Consider the following 22642-nt stretch of genomic DNA (forward strand, 5'->3'; position numbering starts at 1 on the left):
GAATGGCTGAGCAGATTGAGACCAAAGTCCTCATCATCGGCGCCGGCACCGGCGGCTATGTCGCGGGCATCCGTTGCGGTCAGCTGGGGCTGGACACCGTGCTGGTGGACGGCGGCGATGGGCTGGGCGGGACGTGCCTGAACGTGGGCTGCATTCCGTCCAAGGCGGTGATTCATGCGGCGAACAAGTTCGAGACGGTCGCCAAGGCCGCCGACGGCGGCACCCTGGGCATCACGGCGTCGAAGCCGGCCATCGACCTGAAGGCCACGGTCGCGTGGAAGGACGGCATCGTCAAAAAGCTGAACGGCGGCGTCGCGGCCCTGCTGAAGAAGGCCAAGGTGAAGGTCGTGAACGGCTGGGCGACGTTCAGCGACGCCAAGACCTGCACGGTGACGACAGCCGAGGGCGAGGTCGTCATCACCGCCGAGCACGTCATCCTGGCCACGGGATCGGAGCCGGTCGAACTGCCCTTCCTGCCGTTCGGCGGCGACGTCATCTCCTCCACCGAGGCCCTGTCGCTGGACAAGGTCCCGGGCAGGCTGGTCGTCGTCGGCGGCGGCTACATCGGGCTGGAACTCGGCATCGCCTACCGCAAGCTGGGCGCCGAGGTGACGGTGGTCGAGATGGCCGACCGCATCCTGCCGCTCTACGACAAGGCCCTGACCGATCCCGTCGCCAAGTGGATGGAGAAGCACGGCGTCGTCCTGATGCTCGGCGCGAAGGCAGGCGGGTTCGAGAAGGGCGCGCTGAACGTCACCGACAAGGACGGCCAAGCGGTCAAGCTGAAGGCCGACAAGGTGCTGGTCACCGTCGGCCGCCGCCCCCGCACCAAGGGCTGGGGGCTGGAAAACATGGGCGTGGCCATGGCCGGGCCGTTCGTGAAGATCGACGAGCGCTGCGCCACCTCGATGAAGAACGTCTGGGCCGTCGGCGACCTGACCGGCGAACCCATGCTGGCCCACAAGGGCTCGGCACAGGGCGAGGTCGTGGCCGAAATCATCGCAGGACATGACAGGCGCTTCGATCCGGTCACCATCGCCGCCGTCTGCTTCACCGAGCCGGAGATCGTCTCGGCCGGTCTCGGCCCGCAGGACGTCGAGGGGCGCGACGACGTCATCCAGGCCGTCTTCCCCCTGTCCGCCATCGGCCGGGCGCTCGCCATCGAGGCGGGCGAGGACGGCGGCTTCGTGCGCGTGATCGCGTCGAAGGCCGACCACCGCCTGCTGGGCGTCCAGGCCGTCGGCCAGCACGTTTCCGAGATGTCCAACAGCTTCGCCCAGATGCTGGAGATGGGCGCGATTCTGGAAGATGTCGCCGGCGTCATCCACGTGCATCCCACGCTGGGCGAGGCGTTCCACGAAGCGTCCCTGCGCGCGCTCGGCCACGCGATCCACATTTAAACGGCCCTGCCGCTCGCGACGCGGTCGCTCGCTGCTTGAGGGCGTTCGGCGTAGGCTCTTCCGCTTCGCCCGAATGTCTGTAGGCTGATCGTCGCGGCGGGGAGGCCGCGATCATGAAGCTCGTCCGCACCGCGACCGCGCTGGTCGCCGTGGGCGCCCTGGTGGCTTGCGCCTCCACGCCCCGAGGTTTCGCCCCCGTCATGTCCGTTCCGCCCGAGGACGCCGCGGCCTTCCAGGCGGCGTTCGACGTGTGCGGCGCGGAGGTGGCGGCCGGCCGCCGCGAGAATTTCCGCGAGGGCCGCGGCGGGTCGGCCGCGCGAGGGCTGGCGCTGGGCGGCGCCGCGGCCCTGGTGACGGGGGCCTCGGCGGCCTCCGGCGCGGGCATGCTGGCGGGCGTCGCAGGCGGCGTCGGCCTCGCCGCCGGACTGGTCGTCTTCGCGCCCCTGGCCATGTTCGGCGTGTCGCGAATGCAGCGCGCTCACAAGGAACGCGAGATCACCGCCGCCATGAGCGCATGCCTGGCCGAAGAGGGCTACGTCGTCGAGGACTGGCGGCTGATGGGACGCGGCGAGACGGGCCTGGCTTCTCCGACGGCCGCTCCACGCGCCGCCGCGCCGCGCTGAACGCGCACCTTACCGCGGTTTCACTTGTGAGGTGGCCGGCGGGGCCGCATCCTCGGGGCTCAATCCCCGGAGTTCCCTTGATGCGCCTCGCCCTCGCCGCCCTCGCCTCCATCGCGGCCGTCGTCCTGACCTCCGGCGCCGCCTCCGCCCAGGATCCCGCCAAGGACGGCGAGTACCGCGCCGCCCTGACCAAGATGCTGACCGAGACCACCCAGGGCGTCTGCCCCGCCGACGTCATGGCCGACGGACTGCTCGAGGCCTGCGAAAGCCAGATCGGCCAGATGGCCCCCGCACTGCAGTCGCTGGGCGGCATCTCCTCCATGGTGCTGGTGAGCGCGGAGGGTGAAGGCGCGGCGAAGGTCGAGCGTTACGAGGTGACCTATGACGCCGGCCCGACGCTGGTCTGGTTCATCGGCGACCGCGGCGCCGACGGCCGCTTCAGCTCCGCCGGCACCGGCCGCTGATGCGCACGCCGGCCGCCGCCGTCGCCCTCGCCGCCGCCCTGTTCGGCGCGGGCGCCGCCGCGGCGCAGGATCCCGCGACGGACGGTCAGTTCCGCGTCCCTCTCCAGTCCATCATCACGGGTCTGGCCGAGGGCACGTGCGACCCCGCGCACCTCGCGCCCGACTTCGTCCCCCTTTGCGAAGAGCAGCTGTGGGAAGTGGGTCAGGCGCTGCAGATGTTCGGCGCGATCACCGAGATGCGTCTCGTCGACCATGAGGGCGAGGGAGACGCCCGGCGGGAAATCTACGAAGTGGACTTCTCCTCCGGGCGCACCGTGAAGGCCGGCATCGGCGGGCGCGTGGACGGCAAGTTCACCAGCCTGTCGTTCGACGGCTGATCAGGCCGCCTTGGGCCGCATCGCCTCGGCGTTGACCGCGGCGTCGGCGATCGTCGTCAGATCCTCGTCGGTCTGCGACTCTTCCTGCAGGGTTTCGTCCAGCAGCCGGACGGCTTCGTCCAGGCCCAGCACCGTGGCCCAGCGCTTCAGCGTGCCGTAGCGCGTGATTTCATAGTGTTCGACGGCCTGGGCAGCGGCCAGCAGGCCAGCGTCCAGGGCCGCCGTGTCCTTGTACTCCTCGGCGATCTCGTCGCCCTCGTCCAGGATGCCGTCGATCGCCGGGCAGGTCTTCCCACGCGGCGTCTTGCCGATGATCTCGAACACCCGCTGCAGCCGTTCGATCTGACCCTCGGTCTGGTCGCGGTGCTTCTCGAACGCGGCCTTCAGCTCGGGAGCCTGGGCCGCGCGGGCCATCCGGGGCAGCGACTTCAGGATCTTGCGCTCGGCATAGTAGATGTCGCGCAGGGTGTCGTGGAACAGGTCGTCCAGCGTCTTCTCGGCCATGGTCGGCACTCCGTTGAGCCTGGGGTGAGCCGCTGAAATGGCTCGCGCGCGCCGGGGTTTCGCGCCTGCCCGGCGCGCCCGAAATCGTGATCGGAAAGTCGGAAATCGGCACAGGAACCGCCCGCAAAGCCGTGCCGTTGCTGGGTCGGAGGAGTTTTCCACATGACCCAGGATTTCAGGAAAAGGGCAGCTGCCGACCGCCCTACCCGGCGGGAGGGCCGATGCCCTCCCGCGATCTCACCGACCTCATCGCCGCGCTGGTCGAGCGCGGCTTCTATGTGATCGGGGCGGTTCCGCGAGATGACGCAGGATCCACAGACAGGCCTGACCTCGGCCCTGCCGGAGGCGACGGCGCGACGGCTCGAGGAGATACTGACGCGGCTGGATGAGGCCGACCTGACCGTGGCCCTGGCCGAAAGCTGCACCGGCGGCCTGGCTTCCGCCGCCATGGCCGGCGTCGAGGGCGTGTCGCACGTCCTGACATGCGGCTTCGTCACCTATTCCGACGACGCCAAGCGCCGCGTCCTGGGCGTGCCGGCCGGCATTCTGGAAGCCGACGGCGCGGTTTCGCGCGCCTGCGCGGTCGCCATGGCCGAGGGCGCGCTGAAGGGCTCGAGCGCCGATCTCGCCGTGTCGATCACGGGCTTCGCCGGACCCGGCGGGCCCGACGACGAGGAAGGCTTGGTCCACTTCGCGCTCGCCCGCGAAGGGCGCGCGACGGAGACCCGCGAGGCCCACTTCGGCGCGATCGGCCGGGACGCGGTGCGCCTGTCCTGCCTGAAATGCGTGCTCGACCTGATCGAAATGAGCCTGAACGCGGGCGCCCGCGCGGCCGCCTGACGCAAGGAGTTTCACATGCCCGGAGGCGACAAGTCCGCCTACACCGACAAGCAACGCCGCAAGGCCGAGCACATCGCGGAGGGCTACGAGGACCGCGGCGTCGCGGAGAAAGAAGCCGAGCGCCGGGCCTGGGCCACCGTCAACAAGGACGACGGCGGGGGCAAGAGGTCCGGTTCCGGGCGGGGCAGGCGCACCGGAAATCCGTCGGCCCACAAGGGGGGTCGCAAGGGCGGCGCCGCTTCGGCTTCACGATCGAAGGCCGACCGTTCCGCGGCCGCGAAAAAAGGTTGGGAAACGCGCCGGCGCAGGGCCGGCCAGGCCTGACGAGAGGATGATCATGGACAGTTTGCAGAACGCCCCCTGGCTCGTCGTGGTGGTCCTTGGCCCCCTCGCGCTGCTCATCGCCTTCATCTGGGCCCGCATGCGGACCGGCAAGCGCAACGATCGGCTGGACCCGAACACGCCTTCGGACGATCCGTCCAAGGGCATGCCCGGCCACGACTAGGAGCCCGCCATGCTGAAACGCTACGCCTACGCCTGGCTGACCCTCCTGTTCTTCGCCGTGTCGTTCGGCCTGCACTGGTTCTTCGGCTGGAATGCCTTCGTCGACCAGGCGCGCGACCACGGACAGACGCCCGAGGTGGCCGCCTACCTCACCGAAATGGGGCGCGACACCTTCGAAAACTGGCAGTCGGAGTTCCTGCAGCTGCTGTGGCAGGTCGTCGGCCTGGCCTACTTCCTTTACGTCGGCTCGCCCTCCTCCAAGGAGAACGACGACCGGCTGGAGGCGAAGATCGACGCCCTGCTTGAACTGGTCGGAAAGGAGCGGGGCCTGGAACTGGTGAACGAGATCGACGAGACGCACCTGCGGCGCGGCGGCCATGCCGACATCCATCAGGAGCCGCCCTACGCGCGCGGCGCATGACGTCCGGGCCCATCTCTCCGCCGCCCGCCCGGGGACCGCGCGGGGCCGACCTGCCGGCCTACCTGTCGAACGGCCTGATCGGCCTGCGCGTGCGCGAGGATCCTCTGACGCCGGGCCTGTGCATCGTGTCGGGCTTCGTCGGCGAACACCATGAGCGCCGCATCGAGGCGGCCGCCGCGGGACCCTTTCCGCTCGGGCTCGACGTCTCGCTGGACGGTCTCTGGGCCTCCGATCAGGCCGCCGCCGTCGAACCCCCGGACCAGACGTACGACTTCGCCACGGCCGAATTGACGACACGCGTCCGCCTTCGCGTCGGAGAGGCCGCCGCCGTGGTCGAAACCACGGCCTTCTGCAGCCGCAGCCATCCCACCCTCGTCTGCGAACGCATCCGGGTGACGCCGGAAGGAAGCCGGAAGATCCAGGTGCGCCCGCGCGTGTCGGTGACCGGTCTGCGCGGACGGTCTCTGGAGCGCCGTCTCGACACGCCCGGCGAGCCGGACCCTGCGGCGGACGGAACCCTGTTGTGGGAATCGGAAGGTGGCCTGGGCCGGCTGGGCCTTTCGCTGGCGACCACGGCCCGCGATCAGGCCGAGCGCACGCAGGAGCCGTGGGATGAGCACGGACCCCTGTCGACCACGTGGAGCTTTCCCCGCGGCGCCCGTCCGGTCGTGGTCGATCGCCTGGTCTCCCTCGTGCCGGACGTCATGCACGCCCAGCCCCAGCGTCAGGCCCTGCGTCTGGTCGCCCACAGGGCGGAGCTCGGCTTCGACGAATTGCGCCGCCGCAACCGGGCCGCATGGGGCGAGCTCTGGAAAGGCCGCATCCGGCTCCAAGGCGCCGACGAGAGATGGCAGGCGCTGGCCGACGCGGGCCTCTTCTACCTGAACTCGTCCGTTCACAGATCGTCGCCGTCCTCGACCTCGATCTACGGCCTCGCGACGTGGATCGACTACCACTACTATTTCGGCCACGTGATGTGGGACGTCGACGCCTTCGGGGCGCCGCCGCTCAGCCTGCTGCAGCCGGACGCGGCGCGGGCGATGCTGGAGTACCGCACACGATGCCTGCCCGCCGCGCGGATGAACGCCCGGATGCAGGGTCGGGCGGGACTTCAGTTTCCTTGGGAGAGCGGGCCCCGGGCGGGCGAGGAGACAAGTCCCGGCGCCGGCTCGGCCGCGGTGCGAGAGGTGCACGTCAACATGCACGTGGCCCGCGCCTTCGCTCTCCACGCCGACGCCACCGGCGACGCCGGCTTCCTCGCGGAGCAGGCATGGCCGGTGCTTGAGGGCGTCTGCGACTGGATCGCCGACCGGGTGACTGCGACGCGGGAAGGCTTCCGCTTCGAGGAGCTGGGCGGGCCTGCCGAGAATCCGGGCTTCATCGACGCCGACGCCCTCACGACCTTGGCCGCGCAGGTCGTTCTGCGGCGCGCCGTGCGCGCTGCCGCCCAGCTGGAGCGCGTCGCCCCGGCGCGCTGGACCGAGGTCGCCGACGGGCTGCGGCCCGTGATCCGCTCGGACGGCGCGATCGCCTCGCACGCCGACTTCCGCGTCGACGAACCGAAAGGCGCCACGCCGGGATCCCTGATGGCGATCTTTCCCTACTGGGCCGACCTCGACCCGACGACGCGTGAGCGCACGCTGGAGTTCTATCTCAAGCACTGGCGCGACTACGTCGGTTCGCCGATGCTTGCGGCCCTGTACGGGACGTGGGCTGCCTGGACCGGCGACCGCGACCTGTCGCTGAAGCTCCTCGACGAGGGCTACGCGAAATATCAGATGGGCCGGTTCGCCCAGACGCTGGAGTACCGCCTCGACAGGATCGACGGCGTCGCCTCGGGGCCCTTCTTCGCCAACATCGGCGGTTTCGTCAGCGGATTGCTGACCGGTATGCCGAGGCTGAAGATCACGGACGCCGACCCGTCGACGTGGGCGCAGGACCGCGTCGTGCTGCCCGCGGGCTGGACCGCGATCGAGTGCGATCGGCTGTGGATCCGCGGCGAGCCCTGGAAGCTGGTCGCGCGCCACGGTGAACGCGCCGAACTCAGCCCGGCCTGAACTTCACGTGAAGGGTGCCGTGCCTGCGCGGCTGGCCGCGGCGCCCGGCGTGACGTCCGCAAGCTCGGCCGCCTGCGACTTCGGGGGGACGCCTTGCAGGTCGTCCTGCCCCGTGTAGTCGTCGACTTCCTTGACGGACATCACGCTTTCGCCCGGCAGGGCCAGCGGCATGGCGGCGTCGGTGGCCTGGACGTCGGTCTCCGACGGCACGCGGACGGTGCGTGTCTGGCCGTCGCGGCCCAGCGTCACTTCATAGACGCGCAGGGTCATGGTTCGCTCCTTGTTGTGATGAAAGGGGAGCGCGGCTTGCCTCGCACGGGTTCCCGATCGCGTTCACCGGGCCGGGCCGACGATGGATTCCAGCCGCTGCCGCAGGATGGCGTGGCATTCGCAGGCGGCGGCCTCCAGCCCCGTGCGGTCGACGATCCGGATCGCGCCGCGCGCATAGGCGATCAGCTTGCGTCGTCTCAGCAGCGTCGCAGCCTCGCTGACGGTGGAACGACGTGCGCCGACCAGCCGCGCCAGTTCCTCCTGCCGGAAGTGCAGCGTGTCGACTGGCGACAGGTCGCGCGCCGTCAGCAGCCAGCGGGCCACGCGCGCGGGCACGGAATGCCGGGCGTTGCAGGCGGCCGTCTGCGCCGCCTGGGCCTGATAGAAGTCGGTCAGGTCGTGCAGGCGTCGCATGAGCTCCGGCCGGCTCTCCGCCAGCGCCCGCAACGCCGTCGCCTCGGCGATCCAGGCCGTCCCCGGCGCCCGGCAGCCCACCTCCCAGCCGCAGGGCCGGTCGGCCATGAACGGGGCCAGCCCCGTCAGGCCCTCGAACCCGATCACCGCCGTCTCGACGGTCGAGCCGTCGGTGAAGCGGATCAGGTTGGCGAACTGGGCGTCGATCGGGAAATGGACCTCCCGGACCGGCGTGTCCTGTTCGATGACGACCTGTTCCAGCCGTAGCTGCGCCCGCCGCAGCAGGGGGCGCAGCGCGGCCGCGTCCTCGGGATCGAGCGCGGCGATGAATCGGTTCTCGGCTGGGAGGTCCATCCCGCTTCAACGCCAACGGCCGCGCTTGGCTGCGTCAGGCACCCGACGCTTGGGTCAGGCGCGCTTCAGGTCCGGCGGCGTCGCCTCGTCCGTCAGGATGCGGATGGCCTCGTCGACCGACACCACCTCCTGCGCCTGGCTGCCCAGACGGCGAATCGCGACCTCGCCCCGCTCGGCTTCCTGCCGCCCGACCACCGCAATGACCGGCACCTTGGCCACCGAGTGCTCGCGCACCTTGTACCCGACCTTCTCGTTGCGCAGGTCCGTTTCTACGCGCAGGCCCGCGGCGCGGAACCTCGCCGCCACGTCCTCCGCATACGGATCAGCTTCGGACACGATGGTCGCCACCACGGCCTGGACGGGCGCCAACCACAGCGGGAAGGCCCCTGCGTAGTTCTCGATCATGATGCCGATGAACCGCTCGAAGCTGCCCAGGATGGCCCGGTGCAGCATCACGGGGCGGTGCTTCTGCCCGTCCTCGCCGACGTACTCCGCTCCCAGCCGTTCCGGCAGGACGTAGTCGAGCTGGATGGTGCCGCAGGTCCACTCGCGGCCGATGGCGTCCTTGACGATGAAGTCCAGCTTGGGCGCGTAGAAGGCGCCGTCGCCCGGCGTGATCACCGGTTCGGTCCCGGCGGCGCGCGCCGCCTCGGCCATCAGGGCCTCGGCCTTGTCCCAGAACTCATCGGAGCCCGCGCGCGTCTCCGGCCGCGTGCCCAGGCTGATGTAGGCCGTCTCCATGCCGAGGTCGGCGTGGACGCTGCGGGCCAGCTCGATGAACCGCGCCGTCTCGTCGACGATCTGGTCCTCGCGACAGAAGATGTGGGCGTCGTCCTGAACGAAGCCGCGCACGCGCATCAAACCGTGCAGCGATCCGGACGGCTCATAGCGGTGACACGCCCCGAACTCCGCCATGCGCAACGGCAGCTCGCGGTACGACCGCTGGCCCTGGTCGAAGATCTGCACGTGGCCCGGGCAGTTCATCGGCTTCAGGGACAGCTCCTCCCCTTCCACCGTTTCGCAGACGAACATGTTGGGCCGGTACTTCTCCCAGTGGCCCGAGGCCTCCCAGAACTTCCGGTCCAGAACCTGCGGCGTCTTGACCTCGACATAGCCGGCGGCGTCCAGCCGGCGGCGCATGTAGGCCTCGATCACCCGCCACAGCACCCAGCCCTTGGGGTGCCAGAAGACCATGCCGCGGCCTTCCTCCTGCATGTGGAACAGGTTCATGGCCCGGCCCAGCCTGCGGTGGTCGCGCTTCTCGGCCTCTTCCAGCCGCTGCAGGTGGGCGTCCAGGTCCTCTTTCGTCGCCCAGGCGGTACCGTAGATGCGCTGCAGCTGCTCGCGTTTGCTGTCGCCGCGCCAGTAGGCGCCGGCCAACTTGGTCAGCTTGAAGGCCTTGCCGACGTGGCGGGTCGAGGGGAAATGCGGACCGCGGCACAGGTCGATCCAGTCGCCCTGCTTGTACAGCGTGATCGTCTGGTCCTCGGGCAGGTCGCGGATCAGCTCTGCCTTGAACTTCTCGCCCTTGCCTTCGAAGAACCTGATCGCGTCGTTCCGGTCCCAGACCTCGCGCTCGAACTTCGCGTCGCGGTCCACGATGCGCCCCATCTCCTTTTCGATGGCGGCGAAGTCGTCGGTCGAGAACGGCTCCTCCCGGAAGAAGTCGTAGTAGAAGCCGTCCTCGATGGCCGGGCCGATGGTCACCTGCGTGCCGGGGAACAGCTTCTGCACCGCCTCGGCCAGCACGTGCGCCGTGTCGTGGCGGATGGTGTACAGCGCCTCCGGATCGTCGCGCATGATCAGGCGGAAGTCGCCGCCGGTCTCCAGCTCGCGCGACATGTCGCGCTGCTCGCCGTTCAGTTCGGCCAGCAGGGCCTTCTTGGCCAGCGACGGCGAGATGGAGGCGGCCACGTCGCGGGCCGTCGTGCCGGCGGGAAACTGGCGCACCGCGCCGTCGGGAAATTTCAGGTTGATCATTCTGCTGTCTTCTTCGGAGGCACCGGGTCGTACCCCGACCCTCCCCACGGATGGCACTTACACAGGCGGCGCACCGTCAGCCATCCCCCGCGCGCCGGTCCGTGCAGGATCAGGGCGTCGCGGGCATAGTCGGAGCAGGTCGGCAGGAACCGGCACTGCTGCCCGAAGATCAGGCTGAAGGTCAGCTTGTAGGCGCGATGCGCCAAGCGAACGCCGCCTTCGTACAGGGTCCGGCCGGACACGGGCTCAGGCCGCGCCGGCCCGGAGAGTTCGCGCCTCCAGCGCCGCCGTGACGGCGTCGCACAGGGCCTCGATGGCGACCATGCTGGACGCGTGCCGCGCCGGATAGTCGGCCACAGGCTTCAACAGGCGCAACCCGTCGAAACGGCCCGTCGGACCGTCGCCGCCCGCCTTCAGCATGTCCCGCATGGCGTCGCGGGCCGCCTGCGCTTCCGTCAGCGTCGCCCCCCGCGCGTGCCCCCCGACGATCGAGGCCGCCGCCTGGCCCAGGGCGCAGGCCTTCACGTCCTGGGCGAAGTCCGAGACCCTCCCGTCGGCGTCCAGCGTCACGTCGACGACGGCGCGCGATCCGCACAGCTTCGCCGTGCGTTCGCCCGTGCCGTGCGGACGGTCCAGCCGGCCCGCGTGTGGCAGGTCCGCGGCCAGCCGCAGGACGTCCCTGGAATAGATCTCGTCGATCATGGGCGGAACATAGGGTCTCGCGGCCCCGCGGGCGAGCCTACTGCAGCGAACCCCACGTCCGGCCGCCGGCGCCGGTTCCGCCCGCCGAGCGCTGCCGGATCCAGGCCAGGTTGGCGTCGGCCATTTCGGGCGGCAGGTCGCGGCGCAGCATGCGTTCGGCCTCGCCGAGCTCGCCCTTCAGCCCCAGGACCAGCGCCAGGTTCTGACGCACCTGGAGGCCGGCGTCCGGATGGGCGGCCGCGCGGCGCAGATAGGTCTCGGCGGTCGCCAGGTCCCCGCCCATCATGGGACCCATGGCCATGTTGGTCAGGATGGCGGGATTTTCCGGCGACAGGGCCAGGCCCTGGGCCCACGCCGCCGCGGCGTCTTCCGGCCGCCGCGTCTGCTCAAAGGCGACGCCCAGCAGCGAATGGGGCCGCCAGTCGCGCGGCGCCAGCCGGGCCGCCCGTTCCAGATGCGCGATGCCGTAGAAGGCCTGTCCGCGCGCGATGTGGGCCCGCCCCGCCTCCAGCAGCACCTCGACGTTGTCGGGCTGGACCACCAGCGCGCGCTCTGCGGCCTCGGCCGCCTCCTGATGCCGGCCCAATTCCCGCAGCGAGCGGGGCAGGGCGGCGCCCGCCTGCGCGTCGGCCGGATTCTTCTCGAATTCCTGCGACCAGAACAGGCTGCGGCTCAGCGGGTCCATGCGGTCATAGCTCGCCCGGACCTCGGCGGGCGCCGGGGCGGCGGCCTGTTGCTGGGCCAGCGCGGGCGCGGCCATCAGGGTCAGGGCGGTTGCGGCGAGCAGGAGGGTGCGCGACATGATCGACGTCCGTTCGGCGTGGCGTCGAGAATCGCGCCGCCGCGTCAAGGGACCGTTAACGCTCGCTCGCCCGGAGCCCCGCATGATCGCCGCCGCAGACGTCCTGATCACCTCTTCAGACGCCGCCCTGCCCGTGCGCCCCGCGCGGGGCGTCAAGGGGCTCGAAGGCGCCGCCGCGGCCTGGGCCGCCGCGAACGACTTCACGGGCAAACCGGGGCAGGTGTTGATCGTTCCCGGTTCCAGCGGCACGCCCGACCACGCCCTCCTCGGGGTCGGTGAGGGGGACGTGGATCCGATGGCGGGCCGGCCCCTGACGGCGAAGCTTCCGGCGGGCGACTGGCGGCTGGAGGGTTGGCACGCGGCAGAAGCGAACGCGCTGGCGCTCGCCTTCGCGCTCGGGGCGTACCGGTTCGACCGCTACAGGGCGAAGTCGGCGCCGCGTCCGCGGCTGGCCGTCCCTGAAGACCTCGATCCGGCGGCCACGCAGGCCGTCGCCGACGCCTGTTTCCGCGTGCGCCGCATGGTCGACACCCCGGCCGCCGACATGGGCCCGGCCGAAATCGAGGCCGAGGCCCGCGAGGTGGCGCAGGCCGGCGGCGCCTCGATCGCCGTCGTCGCCGGCGACGCCTTGCTGGAGGCGAACTATCCGGCCGTGCACGCCGTCGGCCGGGCTGCGGCGCCGCATCGCGCGCCGCGTCTGATCGAGCTCGGCTGGAACCTCGACGCCGAGGACCGGCCGCTCGTCGCCCTCGTCGGCAAGGGGGTCGCCTTCGATTCGGGCGGACTGGACATCAAGCCCGCGGCCGGCATGCGCAACATGAAGAAGGACATGGGCGGCGCCGCCCACGTCCTCGGCCTCGCCGAGCTGATCATGGGCGCGAACCTGCCGGTGCGGCTGGTGGTGCTGGTGGCGGCGGTGGAGAACGCCATCTCCGGCGACGCCTTCCGCCCCGGCGACGTGCTGCAGACCCGCAAGGGGCTGACGGTGGAGGTCGGCAACACCGACGCCGAGGGGCGGCTGATCCTGTCCGACGCCCTGACCCGCGCGGGCGAGCACAGGCCGGACCTGACGCTGGACTTCGCCACCCTGACCGGCGCGGCGCGCGTCGCGCTCGGTCCGGAGCTGCCGCCGCTCTACACCGACGACGAGACGCTGGCCGCCGACCTGATGACGGCGTCGGCCCGCGTCGGCGATCCGCTGTGGCGCATGCCGCTCTGGCCGGGATACCGGTCGTCGGTGGAGGCCGAGATCGCCGACCTGCGCAACGATTCCGCGGCGTGGGCGCAGGCCGGCTCGGTCACGGCGGCCCTGTTCCTGCAACGCTTCGCGCCGGCGACGGGGTCGTGGGCGCATCTGGACGTGTTCGCATGGAATCCCCGCGCGCGCCCTGGCTGGCCGGAAGGCGCCGAGGCCCAGGGCGTCCGCGCCGCCTTCGACATGCTGCAGCGCAGATTTCCACAGGGCTGACGGCGGGCGTTAACGGCCCTTTCGGCCTTCCGCGTCAGGATCGGCGACGAACCGGACCCGACGTTTGCCGCACGATCTCCACAGCCCGGACCCGCGCTTCCTGCCCGCGCGACCCCACCTCGCCGCCGCGGCGCTGGAGGGGATCGTGCGCGCGCCGGCGTATCGCGCGACGGAACCCATGCGCGGCGCGGCGGCGGTGGCCGACCTTCTGGACGACGACGGAAACCTGATCAGCCAGCTGCTTCACGGGGAGGCGTTCGACGTGCTGGCGCACGACGGCGCGCGCGCCTGGGGCCAGTGCCGCCGCGACGGCGTCGTCGGCTGGATCGCCGCCGACGCCCTGACCGCCGGGGCCGGAACCCCGACGCATCGCGTGGCGTCGGTCGGGGGCCGCCTGCCGCTCAATGCGGTGATCGATTCCGGTCGGGATCCCGTCGGCGACGTGCCCCTGATGCCGATCGGCGAGTTCGAGCGGGACCTCCCGACCGTGGCCGCACGCCTGCTGGGTCGGCCGCATCGCCTGGGCGGGCGCTCGGACGGCGGCACGGACTGCGCCGGTCTGGTCCAGACTTGCCTGATCGCCTGCGGCCGTGCTGCGCCGCGCTATGCCGACGGACAGGCCGAACTGGGGCGGGCGATCACGCAAGGGGATTTGCGCCGCGGCGACCTGGTCGTGTGGCTTCATTCGAAGGGCGGCCCCGGCTGGAGCGGTCACGCGGCCGTCGCCGTCGACGCCGCCACCGTCATTCACGCCTCCGGTCGCGCCGGATCCGTGGTGATCGAGCCGATCGCGGAGGTGGACGCGCACCAGCGCGCCGAGGGTTTCGGCGCGCCGGCGTTCCGTCGGATTTCTTGAGCTACTAGCGCTCGCCGGTGTTGGCGGGGGCGGCGTCGGTCGGCGGAGGCGCGACCGGAGCCGTCTCGGCCGTCGGAGCCGCGCCGCCGCCGGCGACGGGGGCGCCGGTGGTCGCGCCCGTGGCCGCGGCGCCTTCGACCGGAGCCGCCGCGTCGGCCGCCGGAGCGGCGGTCGCGCCGGCCTGACGCGCGGGATCCGGCGCCGGAATGGCGAAGCCGCCCGAGCCCTGGCTGCGCAGGTAGGCGATCAGGTTCACGCGCGTCTCTTCGTCGCGCAGGCCGGCGAACGACATCTTGGTGCCGGGGACGTAGCGCGCCGGCGCGGTGATGAAGGCGTCGAGCTGGTCGTAGCCCCAGGTCGGGGCCTCGGCCTTGTGCGCGGCCATGGCGTCGGAATAGGCGAAGCCTGCGCGGTGCATGACCGGCCCGCCGACCACGCCGAACAGGTTCGGACCGATGCCGTCGGGTCCCCCCGAGGCGATCGAGTGGCACGCCTTGCAGCGCGCGAAGGCGGCTTCGCCCGCGGCCAGATCGGCGGTCGGAAGCACGGTGCCCCAGTCGATCGGCAGGGCCTCGGCCGCGCCGCCGGCCGCCGCCTCTTCAGGCGCGTCGACGAAATAGCCCATCTTTTCGGGGGGCTCGGAGTGATAGATCGCGCCCGTCACCTGCTGCACGCCGATGATCACGAAGGCGGTCGCCAGGCCGGCGCCCATGATCTTGTTCCACTTCAGGTCGCCGCTCATCGCGTCGTCGCATCCCATGTCTTGATGACGCCAGACCGCGCGCGCGGGTGCGCGGGCGGCCTCGCCTTGCGTGGGCGTCTCTGACACGGTAGCGCGCCCTTCGCAACCGGCCCGCGGGGAGACTCCGCCATGAACCCGCTCGTCATCATCCCGGCCCGGATGGCCGCCACCCGCCTGCCGGACAAGCCGCTGGCCGACATCGGCGGCACGCCCATGATCGTGCGCGCATGGCGGCAGGCGGCCGCCTCCGGCCTGCCCGTCGCCGTCGCCGCCGGCGACCCGGAAATCGTCGAGGTCGTGACCGATGCGGGCGGGGTGGCGGTGCTGACCGATCCCGGCCTGCCGTCGGGGTCGGACCGCATCATGGCCGCGCTTCACGCCCTGGACCCGGAAGGGCGCCACGACGCCGTCATCAACCTGCAGGGCGACATGCCATTCGCCGACCCCGGGCTGGCGACCGCCTGCGCCGCCCTGCTGCACGGCCAGCCGGACTGCGACGTGGCCACGCTGGTGGCGCCCGAGGCCGACGTCTCGGACCGGTCCAACCCGGACGTGGTCAAGGCCGTACTGGCCATGGAGCCCGGCGAACGTCACGGCCGCGCCCTCTACTTCACCCGCTCGACCCTGTACGGCGACGGACCCGTCTGGCGCCACGTCGGCATCTACGGCTACCGCCGCGCGGCGCTGGAGCGGTTCTGCGCCGCGCCGCCGTCGCCGCTGGAGCGCCGGGAAAAGCTGGAGCAGCTGCGCGCGATGGAGCTCGGCCTGTCCCTCTGGGCGGCGGTCGTCGACGCCCCTCCGCTGTCGATCGACAATCCCGCCGACCTCGAGGCCGCGCGGGCGCTGGTCTGAAATCCCACGCAGTCAGACTCCGTCATTTGCGCCGGCGCCCGGGGCGGCGCATGAAAGGCTCCTCATCGGAGGGACACACATGCTTCGCTTTGCCGCCGCCGCCGTCGCCGCGCTCGCCCTGACCGGCGCCGCCGGCGCCGCATCCGCCCAGGACGCCACCGGCGCAGCCCTGGTCGACTACATCTTCGGCCAGCTGGAAGGCGAGTTCGGCATCTCCGCCGCCAGCCGCGCGACCGGCCGCCTGTCGGAAGGCGGCTCGACCACCGGCACCTTCAACGTCTCGGCCAACGCCGCCTACATCGTCATCGGCGCCTGCGACGAGGGCTGCTCGGATCTGGACCTCGTCGTGCGCGACGCTTCGGGGAACGACGTCGGCTCGGACTTCGAGGACGACGACGCCCCCATGGTGGTGATCCCGGCCGGTTCGGGCGGCCGCTACACCTTCGAGGTGCAGATGGCGACCTGCTCGGCCAACTGCCACTGGGGCGTCCGCTCCTACAACGCCGGCAACTGAGCCCCGCTCAGGCCTCGAACCCGTCGACCCACGCCCGGATCAGCGTCCGGGCGATGGCGACGGGCGGAGGCGCGATCACCGTCGGATGGCGGCCGGCCAGGGCGTCGGCCGCCTCCTGACGCGTCAGCCACGCGCTCTCGGCCAGTTCGGCCGGATCCAGCGTGACCGCGTCGTTCTCCACGGCGCAGACCAGGCCGATCATCAGCTGCGAAGGGAACGGCCACGGCTGGCTGGAGTGGTGCCGCACGCGCGTCACCTTCAGCCCCGCCTCCTCGAACAGCTCCCGCGCGCACGCCTCCTCGATCGTCTCGCCCGGCTCGATGAATCCGGCGGGCGCAGACATCCGTCCGGCCGGCCACGTCGGCCCGCGCGCCACGAAGCAGCGGTCCTGAAACACCGGCAGCATGATGCAGACCGGGTCGACGCGCGGGAAATGCTCGGCCGCGCACGACGGACAGACGCGCTTCCACCCCCCGGCCGCCGGGTCGGTCGCCGCGCCGCAGTTGGAACAGAACCGGTGCCGCCGCCGCCAGTCGAACAGACTCTTGGCCGCCCCCGCCATGGCCGCGTCGGCGGGGGACAGCGCCATGGCCGCCTCGCGCAGCGGCGTTCCGCCGTCGGGCGCCTCCACGGCGAACGCCGGGGCATCCTTCCAGAGTCCCAGAAAGACCGCTTCGCCAACGGTGCCAGGCCGCGAGACGTCCAGCGGCGTCCAGGCCAGCCGCGGCCCCTCGGGGCCGTCCTCGACCACCGGCCCGGCCGCGTCGCAGCGCATCGCCAGCGCTTCCGGATGGGCCGCCATCCGCGCGAGGAAGGCCGGATCGTTGCGGCGGTCGCCAGCCCGGTCCAGCGGATTTCCGGCGAAGATGTTCGAGGGCGCGTCGCTCATGCCGCCTGAATAGCGTGGCCCCGCTTGCGTCCGCGACCGCGAAATCGCATATGTCCTCGCGGAGATCGCGGGCGAAGGCTTCGCCAACCTGGTCAGGGCCGGAAGGCAGCAGCCACAACGAATTCCCCTTCGGGTCGCGGTCTCCACCTCCTTTCCTTTTTGGCCCTGCCGCTCGCCCCGCGGGCGCTCGCTGCTTGAGGGCAGTGCGGAACCTCGCGCGCGTTCGCTCCTTCCTTCCCGCACAGCGGAAGGAGCGACCCATGAGCATTCTCGGAAAAATCCTCGGCCCGATCTGGGAGCGCGCCAAGGCCGGCCCCGGTCACAAGCCGGACCGGACGGCGACGCCGACGTCGGCGCCCGCGCCCGCGCCGAAGCCCGCGCCCTCCACGATCGACGCCGGCGCGGCCACGGCGCCCCAGCCGCACGCCGCCGCCCAGCCCGTGGACGTCGACGGCATCCTCGACTTCATGAACGACCAGCGCGACCAGAAGCTGAACTGGCGCACCTCCATCGTCGACCTGATGAAGCTGACCGGCATGGATTCGACGCTGGACGAGCGCCGCGAGCTGGCCGACGAGCTGGGTTATGACGGCGACAAGTCGGACACCGCCGCCATGAACATGTGGCTGCACAAAAAGGTGCTGGAACGCATCCGCGCCGACGGCGGCCAGATCCGCGACCTGACCGACTGATCCACCGCTTCGCTTCGCAGGGGGGATGCGCGGCGCGGCCAGTCCGCGCTAAGCATCCTGCATGAGCGACGCCGGACCGAATCCCGACGGGCCGCCCTGGGACGAGGACGAACCCTCGGACGCGGCGGAGGAGCGGGATCCCAACACCGAGGACATGTTCGGCGCGCCCGAGCCCGAGGGCATGCGCGTCGCAGAGGCGCTGGCCGCGCCGGAGCCCGCGCCCAACCTCGTCGCCGATGCGCCCGCCCTGCCCAGGGCGGGGCCTGCGGTTCCTGCGTCCGGACCGGCCGAGGTGGACGCCGACTACACGGTTCTGGCGCGCAAATACCGCCCCCGCGCCTTTTCCGACCTGATCGGGCAGGAGGCGATGGTCCGAACCCTGACCAACGCCTTCGCCACCGGTCGCATCGCCCACGCCTTCATGCTCACCGGGGTCCGCGGGGTCGGCAAGACGACGACGGCCCGCCTGCTGGCCCGCGCCCTGAACAATGAGACGGAGACGATCGACCGCCCCTCGCTCGACCTGTCCCCGTCCGGCCGGCACGACGCGGCCATCATGGCCGGCCAGCACATCGACGTCATGGAGATGGACGCCGCCAGCCACACCGGCGTGGGCGACATCCGCGAGATCCTGGACAGCGTCCGCTACGCCCCGGTCGAGGCGCGCTACAAGGTCTACGTCCTGGACGAGGTTCACATGCTGTCGACGCAGGCGTTCAACGCCCTGCTGAAGACGCTGGAGGAGCCGCCACCCCACGCCAAGTTCATCTTCGCCACCACCGAGATCCGCAAGGTGCCGGTGACCATCCTGTCCCGCTGCCAGCGCTTCGACCTGCGCCGCGTGGAGCCGGAGGTGCTGGTGACCCATCTCGGCAAGGTGGCCGAAAAGGAAGGCATGGCCATCGAGGCCGACGCGCTGGCCCTGATCGCGCGCGCCGCCGAGGGCTCGGTGCGCGACGGCCTCAGCCTGCTGGATCAGGCGCTGGTGCAGGGTGAGCGCGGCGCGGTGGTCGAGGCAGAAACCGTGCGCGACATGCTGGGTCTGGCCGACCGCACCCGCACCATCGCCCTGTTCGAACAGGTCATGGCGGGGCGCACGCCGGAGGCGCTGGAGACCTTCCGCACCTTGTACGGCTACGGCGCCGATCCGGTGCAGGTCATGGGCGATCTGCTGGAGCACTGTCACGCCGCCTCCGTGTCCAAGATGCTGGGGCCGCAGGCCACGCGCCTGCCCAACGATCAGGCCCAGGCCCTCGCGGCGCTCGGCGCGGCCATCTCCGCCGGCGCGCTTTCGCGGGTCTGGCAGATGCTTCTCAAGGGACTGGACGAGGTTCGGCGCGCGCCCAGCCCGGCCGACGCGGTGGAGATGGTCATCGTCCGCCTCGCCTATGCCGCCGACCTGCCGGGACCGGAGGAGGCGTTGAAGGCTCTGCGCGACGGCGACGTCACCGGCGGCTCCGGCCCTTCGCGCGGCGGCGGCGGCGGCGGGGGCGGAGGCGCGTCCGCCGCTCTGGCTCCGCGCATGGCCGCGGCGCCGGCCCTGCCTGACCCGCAGACGTTTGAGCAGGTCGTCGGGCTCATCGGGGTCAAGCGCGACGTGGCGCTGCAGATGGACGTCCAGCGCTACGTCCGTCCGGTCTCGTTCCAGCCCGGCCGCATCACCTATGAACCGGTGCAGGGCGCGCCGGCCAACCTCGCCACGCGGCTGGCCGGCCGCCTCAAGGAATGGACCGGCAAGGTCTGGCTGATCGCCGCCAACGGTCAGGGCGGTGGCGAGACCCTGATCGAGATCGAGAAGAAGGCCCGCGCCGCCCAGCGGGCTGAGGTCGAAGCCGACCCCTTCGTCGCCTCGGTCATGGCCACCTTCCCGGGCGCCAGGCTGGGTGAGATCCGCGTTCCGCCCCCCGCGCCGGACCTGCCGACCATCCCCGACGAGGTCGAGGACGACGACTGATGGCGCGCCGCGACTTCGACCCGGCCACCATCACTCCCGACGGCCGCCCGCCGACGAAGACCCGCCTGTTCGATCCTGCCGTCGAGGGGCCTTGGCGCGGCGCCGTGCCCGGCCTGACGCAACAGACGGGCATCACCGTCCTGGCCTACGGCACGGACGAGATCGGCGTCGGTCCGCGCCTGCACGTTCATCCCTATGACGAGACCTTCATCGTCATTCAGGGACGCGCCCGCTTCTTCGTCGGCGACCGGACGCTGGACGCCGAAGCCGGCGAGGTCGTGCTGGGGCCCGCCGGCGTGCCGCACAGGTTCGAGAACCTCGGCCCCGGCCGTCTGCAGACGATCGACGTCCACCACTCGCCCGAGTGGATCCAGACCGACCTGGATCAGGACTGACGAAACCCGACGACGCACGTCACGGCTCTGGATTTCGGGGACCGTCGCGCGTCATGGTCGTCTCGCATAACGGGGGATTTCCACATGCGCATCATTCTGCTGGCGGCGTCGGCCGCAGCGGTCGTGGCCGTCACGTCCGCCCATGCGCAGGAGGCGGGCGTGCCGCCGCTCACGCCCGAGGAACGCGCCGAAATCGCCGAGGGCATGGCGTTTCTCGACGCCCAGATGGCCCCCTTGGCGGCCCAACTCGACATTGAGGTTCCCGCTTTCGCGCCATTGCTGACGCCCCTGGCCGAGGCCGTCCAGGCCGGGCTGCCGCCGGGCGACGACTACGCCTTCGACATCGACTACGACCTGCGTTTCAAGCCTCTGACGGACCAGACGCCCCCCGGGGATCTGCTGCCGCTGCAGGCCGACGCGCAGGCCTGCCTGATCGCGGCGGGGCCGTACCGGCGGGTCGTTCACTTCTCGCGCCTCACGGTGCCGGGGGGCGGGGGTCACCGCTGCGCCTCCATCGGACAGGACGCCGACGGCGGGGGCTGGACCTTCCGCTCCGACGTGGTCGTCCGCACCGCCGATCGCCAGATCGTGGTCAGCTCGGCCGGAATCGCCAGCTCTGACGACATGAGCCGTGCCCAGCAGGTGATCGAGGGGCAGACCGACCGCCTGATGGACGTGGCCGTCGCCTTCGACCAGCGGGTGGTGGAGACCTTCCTGACCGTCCGAACGCCCGCCCAGCGGGCGGCGCAGGCTGCGGCGCAATGATCCGCCTCGTTTTGAGCGCCGGTCTGCTGCTCGCCGTGTCGACGAGCCCTGTTCAGGCGCAGGACTACGTCTATGAAGTCGACGGCCAGCAACTGACCGCCTCCCAGGCCGAAACCGTGCGTCAGGGCGATGGGGCCCTGCAGCGCGGTCTGGAGGCCCTTCAGCGCGAGGACTGGAACGGGGCCATTCGCGACTGCTACGCGGCCGTGGCCCGATACCGCGACGCCGGCCTGGGGAACTATGGCAGGGTCGGCGAGTGGTTCAGCCGCGCGTACGCCTGCGTCGCCGACGCGCAGGCCCTCAGCGGAAATCCGGACGAGGCCTGCCGGATCTATCGCGACAACGACTGGGAAACGCTGACCGTGCGCGACCCGCGCGCCATCTGCGAGCGTCGCGCGGCCGCGGAGACCGCCAGGGTCGATGCCCACGACGCCTATTCCGACCTGTTCGCCGAGTTCGCCGACATGACGGGCCGCCTTCAGACCCTGACGCCGGGCAGTCGCGAGCGCGCCGATCTGGGCGAGCGGATGTACGCGCTGTGCGGGCGGATGGCCGGCTACAAGGACCTCGCTCCCGTCGCCTTCGCGGGCGCCAGCTATTGCACCGCCATCGTGCGGTTCGAGGCCAACCAGCCGGATCGCGCCTGCCAGATCCTGTGGACGGCCGCCAGGTGGACCGCACAGGCCGATCCCGGCTCCATGTTGGCCGAGCAGGCGCGCCACCTGCGGGACATCGACGCGACGTTGAACGGGTTTCGCGCGACGTGCGCGGACTTCGGCCACCCATGGCCGTCCTTCGCTCGGGAGTGGCCGACGACCTGATCGGGCCCCTGTCGCACGCGGTCCGGACCCCCTATCTTGGCCCCATGAAAGACCTGACCGATCTGATGAAACAGGCCCAGGCCATGCAGCAGAAACTGCAGGAGGCCCAGGCGCGCATGGCCGAATCCACCGCCGAGGGGACCTCCGGCGGCGGGCTGGTCACGGTGGCGCTGAAGGGGCCGGGCGAGATCACGTCGGTGAAGATCGACGACTCGCTGATGCAGCCGGGCGAAGGCGAGATCCTGGCCGACCTGATCGTCGCCGCCCATGCCGACGCCAAGCGCAAGCTGGACGAGGTCAACGGCCAGCTGATGCGCGAGGCCGCCGGGCCGATGGCCGGGATGAACATCCCCGGCATGCCGAAGCTGTTCTGACGGCGTGGCCGCCTCCGCCGGACCCGAGATCGAGCGGCTGATCGGCCTGCTGGCGAAGCTGCCGGGCATGGGCCCGCGCTCGGCCCGTCGCGCGACCCTGGCCTTGCTGAAGCGGCGCGACCAGCTTCTGCTCCCTCTGGGCGACGCGCTGGTGGACGTGGCCGCCAAGGTGAAGTCCTGCTCCGTCTGCGGCACGCCTGACACCCGCGACCCCTGTGCCATCTGCTCGGACGCGACGCGCGACCGGCGCCTGATCTGCGTCGTCGAGGAGGCCGGCGCCCTGTGGGCCATGGAGCGCTCGGGCGCCTTCCGCGGGCGCTACCACGTGCTGGGCGGCCTGCTTTCGGCGCTGGACGGCGTCGGTCCCGACGCCCTGCGGGTGACCGAGCTGGTCGGTCGGGTGAAGGGCGGCGAGGCGGCCGAGGTCGTGCTGGCCCTTCCGGCCACCGTCGACGGCCAGACCACGGCCCACTACCTGGTCGAGCGGCTGGCGGGCGCCGGCGCGGAGGTGACGACCCTCGCCCGCGGCGTTCCCGTCGGCGGCGAGCTGGACTGGCTGGACGACGGCACCATCGTCCAGGCCCTCCGCGCCCGGCGGCCCGCCTGAT

General features: G+C 71.4%; 29 protein-coding genes and 1 other RNA gene. 21 read left to right on the top strand and 9 right to left on the bottom strand.

Annotation, left to right across the window (positions count from 1 at the left end):
• The first annotated feature begins 2 nt into the window (after nucleotides 1-2).
• The 4 genes from lpdA to VGR32_RS04140 all read left to right on the top strand — a co-directional run bounded on the left by lpdA (nucleotide 3) and on the right by VGR32_RS04140 (nucleotide 2864).
• Nucleotides 3-1400, top strand: coding sequence for a dihydrolipoyl dehydrogenase (lpdA, locus tag VGR32_RS04125; protein ID WP_327448326.1), 1398 nt, complete (start codon nucleotides 3-5; stop codon nucleotides 1398-1400).
• A 113-nt stretch (nucleotides 1401-1513) separates the two neighbouring features.
• A complete protein-coding gene (locus VGR32_RS04130) occupies nucleotides 1514-2023 on the top strand; it encodes a hypothetical protein (RefSeq protein ID WP_327448328.1) in 510 nt (169 codons plus the stop codon).
• Nucleotides 2024-2103: 80 nt separating this feature from the next.
• Nucleotides 2104-2487, top strand: coding sequence for a hypothetical protein (locus VGR32_RS04135; protein ID WP_327448330.1), 384 nt, complete (start codon nucleotides 2104-2106; stop codon nucleotides 2485-2487).
• Nucleotides 2487-2864 carry a hypothetical protein gene (locus VGR32_RS04140; protein WP_327448332.1) on the top strand — a complete coding sequence of 126 codons (378 nt, stop codon included), beginning with the start codon at nucleotides 2487-2489 and terminating at the stop codon, nucleotides 2862-2864. Before VGR32_RS04135 ends, VGR32_RS04140 begins: the two co-directional genes overlap by 1 nt.
• Here VGR32_RS04140 and VGR32_RS04145 read toward each other — a convergent pair whose 3' ends face one another.
• Nucleotides 2865-3368 (bottom strand): ferritin-like domain-containing protein, encoded by a 504-nt coding sequence (locus VGR32_RS04145; RefSeq protein WP_327448333.1) that lies wholly within the window; start codon nucleotides 3366-3368, stop codon nucleotides 2865-2867.
• 300 nt (nucleotides 3369-3668) lie between these two features.
• Between VGR32_RS04145 and VGR32_RS04150 the strand changes: the two genes are divergently transcribed.
• The 5 genes from VGR32_RS04150 to VGR32_RS04170 are packed head-to-tail and all read left to right on the top strand — an operon-like array spanning nucleotide 3669 to nucleotide 7190.
• Nucleotides 3669-4208, top strand: a complete 540-nt coding sequence (locus tag VGR32_RS04150; RefSeq protein WP_327448335.1) for a nicotinamide-nucleotide amidohydrolase family protein — start codon at nucleotides 3669-3671, stop codon at nucleotides 4206-4208.
• A 15-nt stretch (nucleotides 4209-4223) separates the two neighbouring features.
• On the top strand, nucleotides 4224-4532 hold the full coding sequence (locus tag VGR32_RS04155; RefSeq protein WP_327448337.1) for a plasmid stabilization protein: 309 nt from the start codon (nucleotides 4224-4226) through the stop codon (nucleotides 4530-4532).
• 13 nt (nucleotides 4533-4545) lie between these two features.
• Entirely contained in the window at nucleotides 4546-4713 is a 168-nt protein-coding gene (locus VGR32_RS04160; protein ID WP_327448339.1) for a hypothetical protein, read from the top strand.
• 9 nt (nucleotides 4714-4722) lie between these two features.
• Nucleotides 4723-5133 carry a DUF6766 family protein gene (locus tag VGR32_RS04165; protein ID WP_327448341.1) on the top strand — a complete coding sequence of 137 codons (411 nt, stop codon included), beginning with the start codon at nucleotides 4723-4725 and terminating at the stop codon, nucleotides 5131-5133.
• Nucleotides 5130-7190 (top strand): glycoside hydrolase family 65 protein, encoded by a 2061-nt coding sequence (locus VGR32_RS04170; protein WP_327448343.1) that lies wholly within the window; start codon nucleotides 5130-5132, stop codon nucleotides 7188-7190. The genes VGR32_RS04165 and VGR32_RS04170 overlap by 4 nt, the downstream gene beginning before the upstream one ends.
• 3 nt (nucleotides 7191-7193) lie before the next feature.
• On the opposite strand, the gene VGR32_RS04175 is transcribed toward VGR32_RS04170, so the two are convergent.
• From VGR32_RS04175 to VGR32_RS04200, 6 genes are all read right to left on the bottom strand, one after another.
• Nucleotides 7194-7460 carry a hypothetical protein gene (locus tag VGR32_RS04175; protein WP_327448345.1) on the bottom strand — a complete coding sequence of 89 codons (267 nt, stop codon included), beginning with the start codon at nucleotides 7458-7460 and terminating at the stop codon, nucleotides 7194-7196.
• A gap of 63 nt (nucleotides 7461-7523) precedes the next feature.
• Nucleotides 7524-8228: a Crp/Fnr family transcriptional regulator gene (locus VGR32_RS04180; protein WP_327448347.1), complete on the bottom strand. Its 705-nt coding sequence runs from the start codon at nucleotides 8226-8228 to the stop codon at nucleotides 7524-7526.
• 54 nt (nucleotides 8229-8282) lie between these two features.
• Nucleotides 8283-10208 (bottom strand): threonine--tRNA ligase, encoded by a 1926-nt coding sequence (gene thrS / locus VGR32_RS04185; RefSeq protein WP_327448349.1) that lies wholly within the window; start codon nucleotides 10206-10208, stop codon nucleotides 8283-8285.
• Nucleotides 10205-10414, bottom strand: a complete 210-nt coding sequence (gene yidD, locus VGR32_RS04190) for a membrane protein insertion efficiency factor YidD (RefSeq protein WP_327448350.1) — start codon at nucleotides 10412-10414, stop codon at nucleotides 10205-10207. Before yidD ends, thrS begins: the two co-directional genes overlap by 4 nt.
• A 40-nt stretch (nucleotides 10415-10454) precedes the next feature.
• On the bottom strand, nucleotides 10455-10910 hold the full coding sequence (locus VGR32_RS04195) for an iron-sulfur cluster assembly scaffold protein (RefSeq protein ID WP_327448351.1): 456 nt from the start codon (nucleotides 10908-10910) through the stop codon (nucleotides 10455-10457).
• Between the two features lie 37 nt (nucleotides 10911-10947).
• Nucleotides 10948-11712 carry a hypothetical protein gene (locus tag VGR32_RS04200; RefSeq protein WP_327448352.1) on the bottom strand — a complete coding sequence of 255 codons (765 nt, stop codon included), beginning with the start codon at nucleotides 11710-11712 and terminating at the stop codon, nucleotides 10948-10950.
• A gap of 82 nt (nucleotides 11713-11794) precedes the next feature.
• On the opposite strand from VGR32_RS04200, the gene VGR32_RS04205 reads away from it, so the two are divergent.
• Together VGR32_RS04205 and VGR32_RS04210 are read left to right on the top strand one after the other, a co-directional pair.
• On the top strand, nucleotides 11795-13180 hold the full coding sequence (locus tag VGR32_RS04205; protein WP_327448354.1) for a leucyl aminopeptidase family protein: 1386 nt from the start codon (nucleotides 11795-11797) through the stop codon (nucleotides 13178-13180).
• Between the two features lie 64 nt (nucleotides 13181-13244).
• A complete protein-coding gene (locus VGR32_RS04210) occupies nucleotides 13245-14036 on the top strand; it encodes an NlpC/P60 family protein (protein WP_327448356.1) in 792 nt (263 codons plus the stop codon).
• A gap of 4 nt (nucleotides 14037-14040) precedes the next feature.
• On the opposite strand, the gene VGR32_RS04215 is transcribed toward VGR32_RS04210, so the two are convergent.
• Complete coding sequence (locus VGR32_RS04215; protein ID WP_327448358.1) at nucleotides 14041-14778, bottom strand: cytochrome c family protein; 738 nt, start codon at nucleotides 14776-14778, stop codon at nucleotides 14041-14043.
• A 129-nt stretch (nucleotides 14779-14907) separates the two neighbouring features.
• On the opposite strand from VGR32_RS04215, the gene VGR32_RS04220 reads away from it, so the two are divergent.
• Together VGR32_RS04220 and VGR32_RS04225 are read left to right on the top strand one after the other, a co-directional pair.
• Nucleotides 14908-15630 carry a 3-deoxy-manno-octulosonate cytidylyltransferase gene (locus VGR32_RS04220; protein ID WP_327448360.1) on the top strand — a complete coding sequence of 241 codons (723 nt, stop codon included), beginning with the start codon at nucleotides 14908-14910 and terminating at the stop codon, nucleotides 15628-15630.
• 79 nt (nucleotides 15631-15709) lie between these two features.
• Nucleotides 15710-16144: a hypothetical protein gene (locus VGR32_RS04225; RefSeq protein WP_327448362.1), complete on the top strand. Its 435-nt coding sequence runs from the start codon at nucleotides 15710-15712 to the stop codon at nucleotides 16142-16144.
• A 7-nt stretch (nucleotides 16145-16151) separates the two neighbouring features.
• On the opposite strand, the gene nudC is transcribed toward VGR32_RS04225, so the two are convergent.
• Nucleotides 16152-17033 carry an NAD(+) diphosphatase gene (gene nudC / locus VGR32_RS04230; protein ID WP_327448364.1) on the bottom strand — a complete coding sequence of 294 codons (882 nt, stop codon included), beginning with the start codon at nucleotides 17031-17033 and terminating at the stop codon, nucleotides 16152-16154.
• A gap of 57 nt (nucleotides 17034-17090) precedes the next feature.
• Here nudC and ffs point away from each other — a divergent pair.
• The 8 genes from ffs to recR all read left to right on the top strand — a co-directional run bounded on the left by ffs (nucleotide 17091) and on the right by recR (nucleotide 22641).
• Nucleotides 17091-17184: signal recognition particle sRNA small type (ffs, locus tag VGR32_RS04235), an RNA gene on the top strand.
• 109 nt (nucleotides 17185-17293) lie between these two features.
• The gene (locus VGR32_RS04240; RefSeq protein WP_327448366.1) at nucleotides 17294-17725 is read left to right on the top strand and encodes a DUF3597 domain-containing protein; all 432 of its coding nucleotides are present in this window, start codon (nucleotides 17294-17296) and stop codon (nucleotides 17723-17725) included.
• Nucleotides 17726-17786: 61 nt separating this feature from the next.
• Nucleotides 17787-19679, top strand: coding sequence for a DNA polymerase III subunit gamma/tau (locus tag VGR32_RS04245; RefSeq protein WP_327448368.1), 1893 nt, complete (start codon nucleotides 17787-17789; stop codon nucleotides 19677-19679).
• The gene (locus VGR32_RS04250; RefSeq protein ID WP_327448370.1) at nucleotides 19679-20074 is read left to right on the top strand and encodes a cupin domain-containing protein; all 396 of its coding nucleotides are present in this window, start codon (nucleotides 19679-19681) and stop codon (nucleotides 20072-20074) included. Before VGR32_RS04245 ends, VGR32_RS04250 begins: the two co-directional genes overlap by 1 nt.
• 84 nt (nucleotides 20075-20158) lie before the next feature.
• Nucleotides 20159-20839 (top strand): hypothetical protein, encoded by a 681-nt coding sequence (locus VGR32_RS04255; RefSeq protein WP_327448372.1) that lies wholly within the window; start codon nucleotides 20159-20161, stop codon nucleotides 20837-20839.
• A complete protein-coding gene (locus VGR32_RS04260; protein WP_327448374.1) occupies nucleotides 20836-21660 on the top strand; it encodes a hypothetical protein in 825 nt (274 codons plus the stop codon). The genes VGR32_RS04255 and VGR32_RS04260 overlap by 4 nt, the downstream gene beginning before the upstream one ends.
• 44 nt (nucleotides 21661-21704) lie before the next feature.
• Nucleotides 21705-22034 carry a YbaB/EbfC family nucleoid-associated protein gene (locus tag VGR32_RS04265; RefSeq protein WP_327448376.1) on the top strand — a complete coding sequence of 110 codons (330 nt, stop codon included), beginning with the start codon at nucleotides 21705-21707 and terminating at the stop codon, nucleotides 22032-22034.
• 4 nt (nucleotides 22035-22038) lie between these two features.
• Nucleotides 22039-22641: a recombination mediator RecR gene (recR, locus tag VGR32_RS04270; RefSeq protein WP_327448378.1), complete on the top strand. Its 603-nt coding sequence runs from the start codon at nucleotides 22039-22041 to the stop codon at nucleotides 22639-22641.
• The last annotated feature ends 1 nt before the right edge of the window (nucleotide 22642 follow it).

Origin of the sequence: Brevundimonas sp. (genome assembly GCF_035935935.1) — a bacterium.
In the GTDB taxonomy this organism is placed as follows: Bacteria; Pseudomonadota; Alphaproteobacteria; order Caulobacterales; family Caulobacteraceae; genus Brevundimonas.